At 36.9% G+C, this 15,736-nt stretch carries 18 protein-coding genes; 4 read left to right on the top strand and 14 right to left on the bottom strand.

Going from position 1 to position 15,736, the window contains the following annotated elements; genetic code table 11:
• Window positions 1–40 precede the first annotated feature (40 nt).
• From nusG to rpmG, 3 genes are all read right to left on the bottom strand, one after another.
• Window positions 41–586 (bottom strand): transcription termination/antitermination protein NusG, encoded by a 546-nt coding sequence (nusG, locus tag IGL17_RS10670; RefSeq protein ID WP_002384070.1) that lies wholly within the window; start codon window positions 584–586, stop codon window positions 41–43.
• A 124-nt stretch (window positions 587–710) separates the two neighbouring features.
• Window positions 711–881: a preprotein translocase subunit SecE gene (gene secE, locus IGL17_RS10675; protein WP_002356409.1), complete on the bottom strand. Its 171-nt coding sequence runs from the start codon at window positions 879–881 to the stop codon at window positions 711–713.
• Window positions 882–901: 20 nt separating this feature from the next.
• Complete coding sequence (gene rpmG, locus IGL17_RS10680; RefSeq protein WP_002356408.1) at window positions 902–1,054, bottom strand: 50S ribosomal protein L33; 153 nt, start codon at window positions 1,052–1,054, stop codon at window positions 902–904.
• Window positions 1,055–1,339: 285 nt separating this feature from the next.
• Here rpmG and cbpA point away from each other — a divergent pair, with 285 nt between their 5' ends.
• Window positions 1,340–1,978, top strand: coding sequence for a cyclic di-AMP binding protein CbpA (gene cbpA / locus IGL17_RS10685; RefSeq protein WP_002365057.1), 639 nt, complete (start codon window positions 1,340–1,342; stop codon window positions 1,976–1,978).
• A 73-nt stretch (window positions 1,979–2,051) separates the two neighbouring features.
• On the opposite strand, the gene murB is transcribed toward cbpA, so the two are convergent.
• Together murB and IGL17_RS10695 are read right to left on the bottom strand one after the other, a co-directional pair.
• Complete coding sequence (murB, locus tag IGL17_RS10690) at window positions 2,052–2,939, bottom strand: UDP-N-acetylmuramate dehydrogenase (protein ID WP_002387193.1); 888 nt, start codon at window positions 2,937–2,939, stop codon at window positions 2,052–2,054.
• Between the two features lie 86 nt (window positions 2,940–3,025).
• Window positions 3,026–3,940, bottom strand: a complete 915-nt coding sequence (locus IGL17_RS10695) for a Gfo/Idh/MocA family protein (RefSeq protein WP_002359452.1) — start codon at window positions 3,938–3,940, stop codon at window positions 3,026–3,028.
• Window positions 3,941–4,146: 206 nt separating this feature from the next.
• On the opposite strand from IGL17_RS10695, the gene IGL17_RS10700 reads away from it, so the two are divergent.
• The 3 genes from IGL17_RS10700 to IGL17_RS10710 all read left to right on the top strand — a co-directional run bounded on the left by IGL17_RS10700 (window position 4,147) and on the right by IGL17_RS10710 (window position 6,181).
• Window positions 4,147–4,902 carry an exodeoxyribonuclease III gene (locus IGL17_RS10700; protein ID WP_002367205.1) on the top strand — a complete coding sequence of 252 codons (756 nt, stop codon included), beginning with the start codon at window positions 4,147–4,149 and terminating at the stop codon, window positions 4,900–4,902.
• A gap of 34 nt (window positions 4,903–4,936) precedes the next feature.
• Window positions 4,937–5,470 (top strand): 3'-5' exonuclease, encoded by a 534-nt coding sequence (locus IGL17_RS10705; protein ID WP_002356400.1) that lies wholly within the window; start codon window positions 4,937–4,939, stop codon window positions 5,468–5,470.
• 120 nt (window positions 5,471–5,590) lie between these two features.
• A complete protein-coding gene (locus IGL17_RS10710) occupies window positions 5,591–6,181 on the top strand; it encodes a hypothetical protein (RefSeq protein ID WP_002414076.1) in 591 nt (196 codons plus the stop codon).
• Window positions 6,182–6,280: 99 nt separating this feature from the next.
• On the opposite strand, the gene IGL17_RS10715 is transcribed toward IGL17_RS10710, so the two are convergent.
• The 9 genes from IGL17_RS10715 to dltC form a co-directional block, all read right to left on the bottom strand.
• Window positions 6,281–7,963 (bottom strand): FAD-dependent oxidoreductase, encoded by a 1,683-nt coding sequence (locus tag IGL17_RS10715; RefSeq protein WP_033624302.1) that lies wholly within the window; start codon window positions 7,961–7,963, stop codon window positions 6,281–6,283.
• A 96-nt stretch (window positions 7,964–8,059) separates the two neighbouring features.
• Window positions 8,060–8,623, bottom strand: a complete 564-nt coding sequence (gene ahpC / locus IGL17_RS10720; protein WP_002367212.1) for an alkyl hydroperoxide reductase subunit C — start codon at window positions 8,621–8,623, stop codon at window positions 8,060–8,062.
• A gap of 240 nt (window positions 8,624–8,863) precedes the next feature.
• On the bottom strand, window positions 8,864–9,553 hold the full coding sequence (locus tag IGL17_RS10725; protein WP_002381418.1) for an O-methyltransferase: 690 nt from the start codon (window positions 9,551–9,553) through the stop codon (window positions 8,864–8,866).
• 614 nt (window positions 9,554–10,167) lie between these two features.
• Window positions 10,168–11,172, bottom strand: a complete 1,005-nt coding sequence (locus IGL17_RS10730) for a lipoate--protein ligase (RefSeq protein WP_002356394.1) — start codon at window positions 11,170–11,172, stop codon at window positions 10,168–10,170.
• 32 nt (window positions 11,173–11,204) lie between these two features.
• Window positions 11,205–11,945, bottom strand: coding sequence for an MBL fold metallo-hydrolase (locus IGL17_RS10735; RefSeq protein ID WP_002356393.1), 741 nt, complete (start codon window positions 11,943–11,945; stop codon window positions 11,205–11,207).
• A gap of 145 nt (window positions 11,946–12,090) precedes the next feature.
• The gene (locus IGL17_RS10740; protein WP_002399317.1) at window positions 12,091–12,882 is read right to left on the bottom strand and encodes a DUF975 family protein; all 792 of its coding nucleotides are present in this window, start codon (window positions 12,880–12,882) and stop codon (window positions 12,091–12,093) included.
• A gap of 20 nt (window positions 12,883–12,902) precedes the next feature.
• Complete coding sequence (locus IGL17_RS10745) at window positions 12,903–13,985, bottom strand: M42 family metallopeptidase (protein WP_002367214.1); 1,083 nt, start codon at window positions 13,983–13,985, stop codon at window positions 12,903–12,905.
• 212 nt (window positions 13,986–14,197) lie between these two features.
• On the bottom strand, window positions 14,198–15,472 hold the full coding sequence (gene dltD / locus IGL17_RS10750) for a D-alanyl-lipoteichoic acid biosynthesis protein DltD (RefSeq protein WP_010707183.1): 1,275 nt from the start codon (window positions 15,470–15,472) through the stop codon (window positions 14,198–14,200).
• Complete coding sequence (gene dltC / locus IGL17_RS10755; protein ID WP_002356389.1) at window positions 15,472–15,708, bottom strand: D-alanine--poly(phosphoribitol) ligase subunit DltC; 237 nt, start codon at window positions 15,706–15,708, stop codon at window positions 15,472–15,474. The genes dltD and dltC overlap by 1 nt, the downstream gene beginning before the upstream one ends.
• Window positions 15,709–15,736: the final 28 nt, after the last annotated feature.

The raw sequence follows: 15,736 nt of genomic DNA on the forward strand, positions 1-15,736 counted from the left end.
CTGTATCAATCAGCTGAACAATAGTTTGTCAGCTTGTTTATTAATCAATGTTATCGACTTGTTCAAAGTCTAATTCTGTACTTGTTTCACGACCAAACATATCGATGTTTACTTTTAATTTTTGTTTTTCTTCATCGATTTCTGTCACAACACCTTCAAGACCAGAAAAGGCACCTTCGATAATTTTCACTGTATCGCCTAGCGCTACTTCTAAGTCTGATTGACGGGTGCTCATGCCAATTGAACGTAAAATGTGGTTAATTTCTTCTTGTAATAAAGGAGCGGGTTTACTACCAGCACCATGTGAGCCTACAAAACCAGTTACGCCTGGCGTGTTACGAACAATATACCAAGAATCATCGGTCATAATCATTTCCACTAACACATAACCAGGGAAAGTTTTATGAACGATTTCTTTTTCTTTACCATTTTTGACTTCTTTTTCTGTTTCTTCTGGTACAACGACACGAAAAATATAATCGCCCATCCCCATGCTTTGTGCACGTGATTCAATGTTTGCTTTTACTTTATTTTCATAGCCTGAATAGGTGTGCAATACGTACCAATTTCTTTCAAAAGTTTCCATTACTGATTCGGCTCCTTTAAATGTTTTAGTTTATTTTTTTCGAGCAAATAAAAAAAGCTCAGTTTCCCGAAGCTTTTTCTCGAATACTATTATAGCACCCCTCGTCGGGAAATACTAGAATTAATTATTTTAAAATCCAGCCAAATGCCGTTTGGATAACAGTATCCATGATAAAGAACAATGCTGCAAATAAAATAGATGTTTCAATTACAACTAATGTATCTTTACGCAATTGTTTTTTTGTTGGCCAAGTTACTTGCTTCATCTCATCAGCAACGCTGCGGAAAAATTTCATGTTGATACCCTCCTCTAAATCTATTTCGTTTCTTTATGTAACGTGTATTGATTACAATATTTACAGAATTTATTGATTTCTAAGCGTTCGCCACGTTTACCTTCACTAACGGATTTAGAATAGTTGCGAGAGCCACAAACGGAACAAGCAAGAGCTGCTTTCTTTGTTGCCATGTTCTTCGACCTCCTCTATTCACAAATTTACTTCTTAACAGTACCATTATTCGAAAAAGTTGTCAAAGTTTAATTTACTTTTTAAAGAAGCACTGTGCCGATTCTTACGTAATTTTTTACCATTATCGCGAATACGTGCTTGATTTCTTTTATAAAATATCTGATTTTTCTTTATTTTCTATTTATTTTAACAAAATTGCTTTTATTCTGAGGTCTCAGCTATTGTTTTCTGCTAAGTTATGATATGATAAATTTATTAAAAATGAACCCTTAGGAGGCCTGTTTATGTTATTAAAATCTGTAGTTATTAAAAAAGATAATTTAACAACCGTCAATGAATCTTGTACTCTAGAAGAAGCTCTTTCTATTTTAGAAGACTCAGGTTACCGTTGTGTCCCAATTTTAGACGAATCTGGAAAAATTTTCCGAGGAAATATCTATAAAATGCATATTTACCGCCATAAAGCAAACGGTGGTGATATGAGTTTACCTGTTACCTATTTGTTAAAAAATGCCACAAAATTTATTTATGTCAACACTTCATTTTTCAAGGTATTTTTTACTATTAAAGAACTACCTTACATTGCTGTTTTAGATGAAAATAATTATTTTTACGGCATTTTAACACACAGCACCTTATTAAATATTTTAGCGCAATCTTGGAATGTAAAACAAGGGAGCTACGTTTTAACAATTGCTTCAGTTGGTCAACAAGGCGACTTAGCAGCCATTTCAAAAATCATTGCCAAATATAGCAGCATCGCCAGCTGTATTACATTGGATGTCGATAGTGAAGAGTTTGTTCGTCGCACACTTATTACTTTACCAGCCGGCACAACTGCCGAAACGTGTACAGCCATTGTAGAACATTTAGAGCGGAAAAACTTTAAAGTTGTAGAATTGGAAAATTTAGAAGACGAGTAAAATTTACGACCTTTATCTTAGGATTTAAAGCTAGGGAGGCAAGTCAAAATGACTTGCCTCCCTAGCTTATTTTTTAGACTTCTTCACCAATAATTCGAACTTCCGTTTGCAATTCAACATCAAATTTTTCTTTAATCACTTCTTGGATATGTGCAATTAATTCCACATAATCTGTTGCGGTTGCATGATCGATGTTAACAATAAATCCCGCATGCTTTTCGGAAATTTGAGCACCGCCCCATTTTAAGCCTTGTAAGCCAGCGTCTTGGATTAATTTTCCTGTAAAATGACCAACAGGGCGTTTAAAGACACTGCCACAAGAGGGATACTCTAGCGGTTGCTTCAGTTCACGAAGTTCCGTTAATTCATCCATTTGGGCTTTAATTTCTGCATGGTTTCCTTTTTCTAAAGCAAACGTTGCTTGCAAGACAATACAATGTAATTCTTGAATTTCACTATGACGATAACGGAAATTCAGGTCTTCTTTCGTCATTGTTTGGATAGTTCCATCTGCCAACAGCACTTCTGCAGACTGGAAAACATCTTTAATTTCCCCGCCGTATGCTCCAGCATTCATATAAACAGCACCACCGACACTTCCTGGAATGCCACATGCAAATTCAAAACCAGTTAAATCAGCTGCTAAGGCTTCGTAGGTTGTATCAATCAGCTTGGCACCAGCATCCACAATCATGGTGGTACCGGCTACTTTGATTTCTTTCATTTCTGTTAGCATAATCACGACATCGCGAATACCGCCATCACGAACAATCAAGTTGCTAGCATTGCCTAATACTAACCATGAAAGTCCTTGTTCTCGGCAATACGCCACAATCTCTTCGACTTCTTTTTTTGTTTTGGGTAAGGCCAACACATCAGCTGGGCCGCCTGTTTTGGTAAAGGTTACGTTTTTTAATGGTTCATCTACTAATAAAGTAATTTCGTTTAATGTTTCTAACATAGCTTTAGTGTTCACGAAAGTTAGTCCTTTCTTTTCAAAATATCTGTCTTATTCTAGCATGATAGAAAGAAAGTTGCTAGTCCTCTTTAAAGAACATGCCGTTGTTGTTGGCGTAGCATTTCTTCACATAACGCATGACTTTCATAGACTTTTTCTTGCTTTAACTCTTGCTCTTGCGGTTTTTGAATGGCCTGAATGAAAGCAGTAACCATTTGGTAAAAACCTCTTTTTTCCAATGTCGGCGTCCAATCCCCCATCTCTTTTACTTGGTATTCTTCTTCTGTTTGGATGGTCAAATGCGTTAAATTTTCCAAGCGATAAGTACCTGTGGGGCTGGTGACTTCAAAAGTTTCTGTATTGGCCCCAGAGTGTAAATCCATGGAACAAACAATCGTTGTCTGTTCGGTTTCTAATTGTAAAATTGCTCGTTTTAAATGACCGTTTTCTTCCACTAATTTTGATTGCACCACGTGGAGCGGTCCTTCCGCTAAATAAACGGCGGTATCAACGACATGTAAAAATAAATCATACATCATAAAACTTGTTTCTCTCGTTGTATTGATGCGGTTCTTTTTAATAAAAATTGTTTGTTTTTCAGGAATATTTTTCAATACTTCCGTATAAGGGGCAAAACGACGATTGAAGCCAACCATCAGGCGCAGATTTTTTGCTGCTGCTAATGCTTGTAATTCTTTGACTTCAGCAAGCTCTTCACTTAAAGGTTTGTCCACAAAGACGTGAATACCAGCCTGTAATAATTGGCGAACAACTGCGCCATGCACTTTTGTGGCTACATGGACAAAACAAGCATCAATCTTTGCTTCAATCAATTCTTCTATGGTCCCAACGGTTTCTGTAAAGCCATACTGATCAGCGATTTTTTGTCGTGTTTCTGGGTTTCTAGTTGCTAATACAAACTCTGCCAAGTGGCGGCATTCACTATAAGTTGGCAAATACGCTTTTTGTGCAATGTTTCCTAAACCAATGACTCCAATTTTCATTCGTTTGTCCTCATTTCTGCTCTTTTTACTATTTTATCATAGACTACTTCTTTCCAAAAATCAGTCATTTTCTCTTTTTCTTTTCAAGTATTTAAAACTTCTTTAAAAAGTATTAGAATAGAAGAAAGCACCAAGCGACCTTTTCTTTGGTTCTGGTTTGCACTGAAACGAGCAAAAGCGTTTCTTATTTGAAAGGAGTTTCAACAATGAAATGTATTTCTTGGAATGTCAACGGCTTACGAGCGGTTGTTAAAAAGAATTTTATGGATGTTTTTAATGAATTAGATGCAGATTTTTTCTGTTTACAAGAAACAAAATTACAAGCTGGGCAAATTGATTTAGAACTTCCTGGCTATCATCAGTATTGGAATTATGCCGAAAAAAAAGGCTATTCTGGCACAGCAATTTTCGCTAAAGAAGAAGCGTTAAGTGTTCGCTATGGCTTAGGTATCGAGGCTCACGATCAAGAAGGCCGCGTGATTACTTTAGAATATCCAGAATTTTTCATGGTCACTTGCTACACACCAAACTCACAAGCTGAACTAAAGCGTTTAGCTTATCGAATGACATGGGAAGATGCTTTTCGTGCCTATTTAAACGAATTAAATCAAGAAAAACCCGTAATTCTTTGCGGTGATTTAAACGTAGCTCATCAAAAGATTGATTTAAAAAATTGGAAAACCAATCAAAAAAATGCGGGATTCACGCCTGAAGAACGGCAAAAATTTACTGAGTTATTAGACAGTGGCTTCACTGATACATTCCGTTATTTTTATCCAGAAGCTGAAGGCATCTACTCATGGTGGAGTTATCGCTTTAACGCACGAAAAAATAACGCAGGTTGGCGGATTGACTATTTCGTTGTGTCAGAATCCTTGAATGAACGTTTAGTCAGTGCTAAAATCCATACAGATATTCTTGGTAGTGATCATTGTCCAGTGGAAGTTGTACTTGATTTTTAAGTGTTACTCAACGCGTTGAAAGGAGTTTTTTTTAATGAACTTTTACGCTTTTGACTTTGAAACAGCTAGTTATGATAAACATAGTGCCTGTTCCATTGCAATTGTTAAAGTAGAAAATAGTCGGATTGTGGATGAATTTTACACGTTAATCAAACCAGAAACACCTTTTTTCTGGCGAAATACGCAAATTCACGGCATTCATGAATCAGATGTTGTCAATGCGCCCAAATTCCCTGAAGTATGGCAACAAATTCAGCATTGTTTTCAACCAAATCGGTTAGTGGTCGCTCACAATGCAAGTTTCGATTGTAGTGTTTTGGCTGGCTGTTTAGATTACTATGGCTTAGAACAACCTAATTACCTTTCTTTATGTACAGTCAAAACGAGTCGCAAACTGTTTCCTGAATTTCCTAATCATAAATTAAATACCGTTTGTGAAAACCTCAATATCACTTTAAATAATCATCATGATGCTTTAGAAGATAGCCGAGCTTGTGCCGAAATTCTTTTACAGCAAGAACAACGATTTGGGGTTGAACCTTTAAAAAAATTAGTATTGGTGAAATAATCCAGTTCTTGTTTCCAGCGAAGGCGTTATCTCTTTCAGTGGCTAGTTGGCAGGAGATAACGTCTTTTCTTTTACATAACTTTTCCGCTAAAACAAAAATTTTTCAGAAAGGACGCGATGATGTATTCGATTCTTTACTTATTCACAGACTCTCTCAAAAATACGTGGCGCTCAAAAAACCAATTTAGTACGTTGATTCTTATCTTTATTATTAGTTTTCTGACTTTTTCTGCTCTATTATTGACTTTGTTGTTTTCTCGATGGCTTTCACAAATGATTCTTCTTGATAATTATGCAGTGATTCCTCCCTTGACAATTTTCAGAGGTTTGGCTGGAATCAGCGCTGGAACACTCTTTTTCTTCCTGATTAGTTATATTTGCCGAACTTTCTTCCTAACTTTTTTAGAGCAAAAAAACGACTTACTGATCTTAGCTCTTTTAGGTACGACAAAATTACAAATTTTAATTAGCTATGCCTTACAACCCATCTATTATTTGATTTTTATTTTGCCTTTAGCTGCTTTTCTAGCCAATAAGCTCATTCAACAGTTTATCCATGATTTTTTCAGCGAGGTACCTGGTTTAATGCATATCGATAGCTACATGCAAGGTATCTTTTTACCACTAACAGGAAGCCTATTGTTCATTTGCTGCTGTGTCTTTTTAATTCTTTTTAGGAAACTCAATCGCCTAATCAAAAGAGATACTTGACTAACTATGCGAAAAAAGTGAGAAATACGTCATCTCGACGTATTTCTCACTTTTTTGAATGACTTAGGTTCTTTAGGCTAATTACTTTTCCCGCCTCTTTTAAGCCAAGGCTTCAATAATTTCGGTCATTGTTTTTGAACCAAAAATCATTTGTTCGCCATCAATTAGCATTGCTGGAACGCTCATAATTTTCTTTTCTTTTTTCAACTCTGGAAACAGACTAATGTCCACCATTTCTGCTTCCACATGAGGATTAATTGATGCAATATGTTGGCAAGCGGCCACGACATCGGGACAGAAATGACATGTTAGTGAAACAAAAATTTCTATTTTTCTTTTTGGCAATGCAAGTATGTTCTTTTGGAGACTTGCTTCTAACGGCTGCCCCTCGCTACCGACATTATAAACCGCCAAAACCAACGAGTTTACTTCATGGCCACTAGGAATACCACTAAATTTAATTCCTGTATAGTTTCCTGCCGCATCTAAGAGCACAACGCTAGGCATTTTTTCAATCCCATACAGCAATTCTTTGGCTGGCTCAGTATCTTTCAAAATCGTTTCTAAAGTAATCTTCTGATCCAGACTTGCAAATTCTGTTAAGAATGATTGAAGTTCCAATGATTTTTCATCACTTACATCCAAAAACTGAAGCAATGTCACTTTTTTGGTTAGTTTAGTGAAAATACCGCTTAATTGTTGGCGCATACTTTCTGGGAACCACTGATGCTTACCAGTAACTTTCGCTGGCTGTTTTTCTTTTGATTGCTGACTGTTTGTTTCAGGGGCAGATTGATTAGCTAATCGTTCAGTCATTCGCTTCGTTACAATCGGTTGGCCCGCCTGTGTTTTTTGTTCTGTCACGTAACGTTGCGCATGAGTGGCGGCAATTGCACCGTCTGCAACCGCCGTCACAATTTGACGTAATTCTTTTATTCGTAAATCTCCTGCTGCATAAACGCCAGGGATATTGGTTTCCATATTCTCAGTTGTTGGCACATACCCACGGTCTAAGGCAATTTTTCCTTCAAAAATTTCTGTACTTGGTTTATTTCCAGCAAAAACAAACAGACCAAATGTACTGTCTTTTGGTGCTTCATAAACCGTTTCTTCTCCCGTCTGGTTATTGACAAACACAGCTTTTCGGACAAAATCATCTCCCGTAATTTCTTTCACTTCTGTGTTATAAACAATCTTAATTTTCGGGTGATTTTTAGCCGCCTCCGCAGTTAATTTTGCACATGTAAAATCGGGTTCTCGGATAATCATCGTTACTGATTTACCGTAACGTGTCAAATAAACGGCCTCTTCCGCTGCTGCATAACCGCCACCAATCACAAAAATATCCAGACCTTGGAAAAACTCCCCATCACAAGTAGAACAATAGGCCACGCCGCGTCCTGTAAATTCACTTTCCCCAGGGAAACCAATTTTACGAGCAGAAGCCCCTGTCGCAATCAATACTGCATATGCTTGATAGGTTTGACTCGCTGATTGAACAGTTTTTATCGTTTGACTAAAATCAACATCAATAATCTCGTCTTTTGTAAAAGCTACACCGAAGTCTTGTGCTTGAATGCGCATTTCTTCCATTAGTTCTGGACCTGTTGTGTGACGAATCGCTGGATAGTTCACAATTTCAGAAGTCGTCGTTACCTGTCCGCCAATTTTGTCTTTTTCAATAATTAAGGTATCCATCATTGCGCGACCTGCATAGATACCTGCAGATAAAGCAGCTGATCCGCCACCAATAATAATCAAATCGTAGATTTCTTCTGTCACTTGCTTCTCCTCTTTCTTCTGTGTTTCAGAAAAAGAGCTGAACAAAACATTTTCTCTGTTTTATCCAACTCTTTGACCTCTATTTACAAAGCGAATTTAAATTTTACCAACTAAATCTAAGCTTGGTGCAATTGTTTCTTCTCCTGGTTGCCAATTGGCTGGACAAACTTTATCACCATGTTCTGCTACAAATTGAGAAGCTTCTAATTTACGAACAAGTTCTTCAGCATTACGACCAATACCCATGTCGTTGATTTCATAAGATTTGATGTCCCCTTCTGGACTCACAATAAATGAAGCACGGTAAGCCATTCCAGAAGCTTCATCTAAAACGCCAAAGAAACGAGCAAGTTGACCGTTGGGATCGGCTAACATTGGATATTTAATTTTTCCAATCGTTTCTGTAGCGTCAGCCCATGCTTTATGCACATAATGACTATCTTCTGAAACAGAGTAAACCTCACAATTTAATTCCTGTAAATGCGCATAATGCTCTTGCATATCCCCTAATTCCGTAGGACACACGAAAGAAAAATCAGCTGGATAAAAGAAGAAAATACTCCATTTTCCTAAAATATCTTCTGTTGATACTCGTGTAAATTCACCATCGTGATAGGCATCACATTCAAAGTCAAAAAGTTTTTGATTAATTAAATTCATTGTCGTTCCTCCTCTGTTTTTTTACTCTTTAAGGATAACAGTTTATAATTATTCCGTCAATAGAATAATTATAAACAAACAAGGTTTTATTAACGAATAATACTGTCCTATTGAGAATTTTATGATTATCATTCTCAATTAGAAATAGCGAGATAACTTTTTAAATAACATAAAAAAGAAAGCGAATCATTAAAAGAACTTGCTTTTTAATGATTCGCTTTCTTTTTGTGAAGACATTCTTTAACTATCTAAAATAATCGTTTCTTTCTCTTTGGTAATTAAAATAACTCCATCACCAAGAGGAACTAAAGTAGAAGTTAAATCAGGGTGCGCCATGACTACATCTAAAAATTGGTTTAATTTACGATGAATCGCTCGATTTTTTTTCGGTACTTCCTCAGCAGGGTCTAAAATTGTCCCAGCTTGAAATACATCATCCACCATCAAAACGCCGCCAACTGGTAGCAACCGTAAACATTCAGGTAAAAATTCAATGTATTTTGATTTGGCACTATCCATAAAAATAAAGTCATAAGGTCCTTCCAACGTTGGTAGAATCTCAGCTGCTTGTCCTTCTAAAAGAGTGACCTTTTCTTCTAAGTCTAGGCGTTGGTAGGTTTTCTTCGCTTTTTTTATCATTACGTCAAAACGATCAATCGTGGTCACGTGACCATCTTCACCAACAAATTGGGCCATCAAGCTTGAAGAAAAACCAATTGCTGCCCCGATTTCTAAAATATTTTTAGGCTTTAGTTGTCCTAGCAAAAATTGTAGAAAAACTACTGTTTCGTGCGGAATAATCGGCACCCCTGCTTCATTGGCTTCCGCCTCCACTGCACCTAATTCTCCGGGAAGTTTCTTTTGTTTTGTACGCATATACTCAACCAATTCTGGTTTAACGACTGGTCGATGCATCATTTCGTTTCTCATCACTTTCGCTCCTTTTCGTCCCTTTATTATACGAAGTCCTTGTTCCTCTGTAAAGGATTGAAATAGGATTCTTAGTATTTGTTTGAAAATAACATGCACATTCTTAACTTCCTAGCTAAGTGCGGATTACTTCTTGTAAGCACATTTTTTCTTTGTTTCTGCTATTTTTTATTAAGTTTTATTCAGAAAACGTCAAAAAGTAGCCCTCAAGAACATACCTATTGATTTTTTCTCGTTATTTCTTATAAAAATACTTCTACATATGTTAATATTTTCCCTTAAATCACTATTAATTCTTGCTATTTCAAGCCCCAAAACAAGCCTATAACCTTGCCAAAATAAGAAACGTCAAATTTTACTACTTTGTCTGTAAAAATTTGATATCACAAAAGAAAGGAAATCTTGTATACTCTTTACAGATAGTGATTTATAGTGAAGCACATAACCAAATTCCCGAACTTGACTTGGTTCAAGTACATATGCAGGCGAGCTATTTGATAGCTCCCTGATAAAAATCGTTTCGACGATTTTGCACATAGCACTACCTTTCTAAAAGCTAAAAATTATTTTTAGCTAGAAAAAAGACAACCGTTTGAAACGGCTGTCTTTTTTTTTTAATAAATTAACCCAAGCAAATCTTCTTTTTCGATATTGCCAAAGTATTTTTTAACGTCAATTTGATCAATGGCTTCTTCTAAAGAAGCTTTATCATATTTCACGCCGGTTAAAATATCTTCAACATCTTTAATTTCACCAAGCCCAAAGAAGTCCCCAAAGATTTTAATTTCTTGAATGGCACCATCCGCCACATTCATTTTCATTTCAATTGAACCAATTGGGAAACGATGACGACGTTCTAAGTTAAATGCAGGTGATTTTCCATAATTCCAATCCCAATTGCGATAGTATTGCTCTGAAATTTTGTTAATAGCCGCCCAGTCTTGATCAGTTAATTCATACGTTTTAACTTGGTCGATCGAATCTACGCCGAAAATTTTCAAAAGAATTTCTTGGCGGAATTCTTCCGTTGTCATCTCTTGTTTATCTTCAGATAAAAATGGTTTAATGTTTGTTACCCGTGAACGAACAGACTTGATACCTTTAGATTCGATTTTATCTTTCCGTACTTTCAATGTATTTACAACTTCATCAATATCACTATCAAACATTAAGGTTCCATGTGCAAACATGCGGCCGTTGGTAGCGTACATCGCATTTCCTGAAAACTTCATATCATTAATCACTAGGTCATTGCGCCCTTTTAATTCGGCACCTTCAACGCCTAAGTCGTGCAATGCTTGAATAATTGGTTGGGTAACTTTCGCAAAATCACGGAAAGAGTTGCCGTCATCTGGCATAATAAAACTAAAATTCAAATTACCATGATCATGATAAACGGCGCCGCCGCCACTTAAGCGACGAACAACATGAATGCCGTGCTCATCTACATATTCTTTGTTAATTTCTTCAATTGTATTTTGGTTACGGCCAATAATGATTGACGGCTCGTTAATGTAAAATAAAAGAATGGGCTCATCTAAAGGCATTTCTGTTAACAAATATGTTTCAATTGCTAAGTTCACTCGTGGGTCATTATTTTCATTCGGTACAAAAATCACAATCGGTTCTCTCCCTTGGTATAGTTACTTTTTTAAATCTCAACTGTTAAATCTGGTTGGGCTAATGTCACTGGAATTTCCGTTCCAGCATAGTTTTGCGCTTCTTCCCGTAGTTGTTCCAATGACCCATGCTGTGGTAAATGGGTCAACATCAATTGTTTGACTTGTGCTGCTTTGGCAATTTCACCCGCTTCTCTTGACGTAAAATGTGCATGATGTCGTTCATTACCTTCAAATAAGTACGTATCCGCTAAGAATAAATCGGCGTCTTTTGCAAAGTCTTCAAAACTTGCTAAGTAACCAGAGTCTCCTGTAAAGACAAAGACTTTGCCAGTCGCTTTTTCAACAATCCGCATCGCGTAACAAGTGACAGGATGAATCGTTTCCATGAAAGTAATTAAAAATGGTCCTACTGCCAACTCTTCTGCTTCAAAATACTCTTTCCCTTCGGAAACGTTAGGAAGCGTTAGTTCTTTGAAATGCATTTGATCTTGTGTATGGCCATATATTGGCAAAATAGGCGTCGGTTCCAGCGTTGGATAAAGCTGACGATAATATTGTAAAACACCTAAATCTGCGATATGGTCATGATGGTAATGCGACAGAATGACAGCATCTAATTTCAATGGATCTAGATAGTTTTCTAAACGCACTAATGTCGTACTGCCTGCATCAATAAGCAAATGAAAGCCTTCAGATTCTAACAAATAGGAACTCGTTCCTTCTCCTTTGTATGGATAAGCACCTAAACAGCCTAAGACAGTCAATTTCATGTGTGGACAACCTCCTTCAATACGATACTTCCATGTTACCATAAAATAACGGAAAAACGAGGTTAAAACGCTTAAATTTTCACAAAAAGACCAAAGAAAAAACCTGAACCCTTTGTCGAGATAACAAAGGATTCAAGCTTCTATTTTATTCTTCGGCTAAACCTTTTTCTTCTAAGGCAGTTTGATAAAAACTAGCTAACGCTACATAGTTATAAGGAATCACCCATAGTAGACCGATACCAATAGCTAAAAAGCCCACAATATACCAACCAATAAAAGAAAATTGTAAACATAAATATTGCCAAAAACGATTTTTCATTAAATATAACGCCTGTTTCAATGCCATCATAATTGGCAGTTCTGGATTATCAAAACGTAGCCACACAGCAAATTGAAAAACGCCACTCACAAATAAACCAATTAAAAAGATCAAGATAGTGGCAACGCCAAATACTAGGAAAAAGGAAAAATCATTTAAGAAAAAGGCTTGGATTTCCTCTGGTGTAACTGTATTAAACATCAATTTGAAATACAAGGTTGTCCCTGCCCCAAATAAAATTGGTAACAAAAATAACAAACCAATTACACGTTCAAGTACTTTTTGAAGTAGGTTGACCACAAATAGCGGACCATAATATTTTCCTTGAAAAACACTCATTAAAATATTGACCCGCACCTTTTCACCACGCAACACCTTCAAGGCTGCGTAATATAGCGCATAACTTAACGCGAATAAAACAAAAATTTGCAGTAATACTGCGGCAAAACTACTTTGAAAAACTTGATTTTCACCAGAAAATAAATTTTGCACAATCGATGTTAAGAAGCTCTGTAAAACCACTCCTAAGAAAGTTAACCAAGCCATGATCCCCCATTGCCCATCAAGGGCTCTGCGAGCATTGGCACGATGTTGCGAATTTGTTACTAAACTTTTCATTCATTCCATCCTTTCTGAAACTAATAACTAGTCAATTTAGCGACTGTTTCTTTATCTAGACGTTTCACCACTTCTGTGACTAATTTGACTGTGTTGAAATAATCATCTTCATGAATAACTGAGGTATGTGAATGCAGATATCTAACAGGCACCGTGATGGCTAATGATGGAATCCCGTTGCGCGTTAAATGCATGCGACCAGCATCCGTACCTCCCCCTGTAATTACTGTATATTGGAAGGGAATGTTATTTTCTTCCGCCACTTGAATAACAAAATCACGTAATTTTTTATGCGGAATCATTGATGCATCATAAATCAAAATTTGTGGCCCTTCACCTAAAACAGAGTCGGCTTCTTTAGGTGTCATTCCTGGTGTGTCACCAGCTGTTCCTGTGTCTAAAGCAAACGCTATGTCTGGATTCACAAGATGCGTACTTGTTTGCGCACCGCGTAGCCCGACTTCTTCTTGCACATCACTGCCTGCAAATAAAATATTGGGGTGCCCTTCTGTCGCTAAATTTTCTAAAACTTTTAATGAAACGGCCGTACCAATTCGGTTATCCCACGCTTTTGCCAATAAAAATTTTGTATCATTCATGCGACGATAGTCAATATATGGTGTCACCATATCCCCTGGATGAATCCCCCATTCTGCAACTTGTTGATCGCTACTTGCACCAATATCAATAAACATATCTGCAATCTCATAGGGTTTGTTACGAACTTCCGCTGTTAACACATGCGGTGGTTTAGACCCAATGACACCATGGTAAACCTTACCAGTCGTGGTTTTAATCTGAACTTGTTGGGCCAACATCACTTGCCCCCACCAACCGCCAACGGTTTGAAATTTTAAAAAGCCTTTTTCTGTGATTTGGGTAACCATGAAACCGACTTCATCCATATGCCCAGAAATGTAGACTTTTGGTCCTTCTTTATCACCAACATTTTTTGCAATAATACTGCCAAGGCCATCATATAAAAATTTATCCGCATACGGTGCTGCATACTTTTTAAATAACGAACGTACTTCGTCTTCATTCCCAGCAATCCCTTTAGCACTTGTTAAATCAATTAACATTTTTTCTTCTTTTGCATCCATAAAAATAACTCCCCTCAAAAACCAATTTTATCCATTATACCACGAACTAAAAAAATACTTACAAAAAATAAATTGAGCAACGTTCTCCACTAAAAGTAAACGAAAAAACAGCCTGCACGCTCGTTATTCAACGGCAGGTACAGGCTATTTTCATTGTTACGAAGCGTTTCTAGTCCGCTTCAGATAATTGGTACTTGATCCATCTTGCCTTCTTAAAATTGAGGTAAGACCAATGGATTTTGTTGTTGCCAATCTGTCTGATAAAAACGATCATCAATTTGATACGCTAACTTTTTAGACGCAGGTTGTTTCATAAATTCATCTACTTGACGATCAACAGCGAGCCAACCACGCCAACCTAAATGAATCGTGTCCGCCATAAAGTAGCGTTCATTACTACATGTTGAGAAGTCAGCAATGTTAGTAAACCCTTGCTCTTGAAGTTGATATTTCAGCTTGCGTGCTACTTGTTGCAGCATATCTTGTGACAAGCCCGTATAGTCCGACCAACGTTTGTTAACAGGTGGGATTACAAATAAAACATCGACATTTTTTTCTGCTAACTGTTCTAACGCAGCTTGGAAATCACCATATTCTGGAGAAAAACGGTAATCCCATTTCTTTTGTGAATGAGCTAATTTCGGTAAAACTGGTTTAATCCGTTGGCGATAAAAACCGTTACTAATTTCAAATTTATTATTATTAATGGCTTTTGCCGCAATTTTTCCAGCTAGCTGATCTAATTCATTAAAATTATACGTAGAAGGTAATTGTTTCATATCTTTTTCAACAATTGGTTCTCTGCTAACCATGCCAATTTGGCTAAACAATTCATCTTCACGATTCAAGAAACGGAGATTCATTATAAAATAATCTCGTTGAGAGCGTTGGGGAAGTTGCCCTGCCTGCAGATTTGCCAAAGTTTCCATTAAGACTTTGTCTTTTTGAACAACTGGAAATTTGGTCAAACGTTGTGCTAGATATTGGTCACCGCTGGTTAATTCGGTTAAATTAGCTAACCATTGATAGGTTTGTAATTGTGAATAGTGTGCACCAAAACTATCATTAGGTACACCCTTTTTGACAAACCATTGCGGAGATAAAATAAAGACCGCTTTCTTATTGGCAATCGCATCGCCCATCGAATGAATGACCATTGCTTGGGTTAATGACTGTGTGCCCGCTTCTCCTAGTAAAAACGGTCGGTAGTTCCGTTGATACTTTTCAGAGAGCACACTAGGGTGGAAAGCACTAAATCGACTTAATTCAGAAGAGCCAAAAAAAGGAACATATTTACCAGAAGCCACTGCTTTGTTTTTAATCACATTGCCTTTTAAAACGTTCGGTGCCATTGACGTTGATGCTTCCTTCAACGTTTTTTCGGAAGTTAAATTGATTCTGAACGGTGCAAAAAAGAACACTGCAACCAAGACCGCTGAACAAAGCACTGGACCTAAGATTCTGATTAGTCGTTTTTTTCTAGACATTATTGTAAAGCTTCCACTTGTTGAATGATTTGTTTTGGTGTTCCCCATACTTCACGGTCAAAGTCTGATACAGGAACTTGGATTCCTAATTGTCCTTCAATTTCTACTAATAATTGAACCGTTGCTAAAGAGTCCAATAATCCTTCTTCAAATAATTGAATGTCTTGATTGTTCACAACTTCGTCTGTTCCTGTAATATCTTCTAAAATGTTTAATACTGTTTCTTGAATGTTCATTGTAAATTGCCCCTTTATATTTTTATTT

Origin of the sequence: Enterococcus sp. AZ088 (assembly GCF_051714845.1) — a bacterium.
Classification (GTDB): domain Bacteria; phylum Bacillota; class Bacilli; order Lactobacillales; family Enterococcaceae; genus Enterococcus; species Enterococcus faecalis.

Excerpts from the sequence above, each read along its gene's own strand:
- nusG (WP_002384070.1), bottom strand. The coding sequence starts at position 586 with ATGGAAACTTTTGAAAGAAATTGGTACGTATTGCACACCTATTCAGGC.
- secE (WP_002356409.1), bottom strand. The coding sequence starts at position 881 with ATGAAATTTTTCCGCAGCGTTGCTGATGAGATGAAGCAAGTAACTTGG.
- rpmG (WP_002356408.1), bottom strand. The coding sequence starts at position 1,054 with ATGGCAACAAAGAAAGCAGCTCTTGCTTGTTCCGTTTGTGGCTCTCGC.
- cbpA (WP_002365057.1), top strand. The coding sequence starts at position 1,340 with ATGTTATTAAAATCTGTAGTTATTAAAAAAGATAATTTAACAACCGTC.
- murB (WP_002387193.1), bottom strand. The coding sequence starts at position 2,939 with ATGTTAGAAACATTAAACGAAATTACTTTATTAGTAGATGAACCATTA.
- IGL17_RS10695 (WP_002359452.1), bottom strand. The coding sequence starts at position 3,940 with ATGAAAATTGGAGTCATTGGTTTAGGAAACATTGCACAAAAAGCGTAT.
- IGL17_RS10700 (WP_002367205.1), top strand. The coding sequence starts at position 4,147 with ATGAAATGTATTTCTTGGAATGTCAACGGCTTACGAGCGGTTGTTAAA.
- IGL17_RS10705 (WP_002356400.1), top strand. The coding sequence starts at position 4,937 with ATGAACTTTTACGCTTTTGACTTTGAAACAGCTAGTTATGATAAACAT.
- IGL17_RS10710 (WP_002414076.1), top strand. The coding sequence starts at position 5,591 with ATGTATTCGATTCTTTACTTATTCACAGACTCTCTCAAAAATACGTGG.
- ahpC (WP_002367212.1), bottom strand. The coding sequence starts at position 8,623 with ATGAATTTAATTAATCAAAAACTTTTTGACTTTGAATGTGATGCCTAT.
- IGL17_RS10725 (WP_002381418.1), bottom strand. The coding sequence starts at position 9,553 with ATGAGAAACGAAATGATGCATCGACCAGTCGTTAAACCAGAATTGGTT.
- IGL17_RS10735 (WP_002356393.1), bottom strand. The coding sequence starts at position 11,945 with ATGAAATTGACTGTCTTAGGCTGTTTAGGTGCTTATCCATACAAAGGA.
- IGL17_RS10740 (WP_002399317.1), bottom strand. The coding sequence starts at position 12,882 with ATGAAAAGTTTAGTAACAAATTCGCAACATCGTGCCAATGCTCGCAGA.
- IGL17_RS10745 (WP_002367214.1), bottom strand. The coding sequence starts at position 13,985 with ATGGATGCAAAAGAAGAAAAAATGTTAATTGATTTAACAAGTGCTAAA.
- dltD (WP_010707183.1), bottom strand. The coding sequence starts at position 15,472 with ATGTCTAGAAAAAAACGACTAATCAGAATCTTAGGTCCAGTGCTTTGT.
- dltC (WP_002356389.1), bottom strand. The coding sequence starts at position 15,708 with ATGAACATTCAAGAAACAGTATTAAACATTTTAGAAGATATTACAGGA.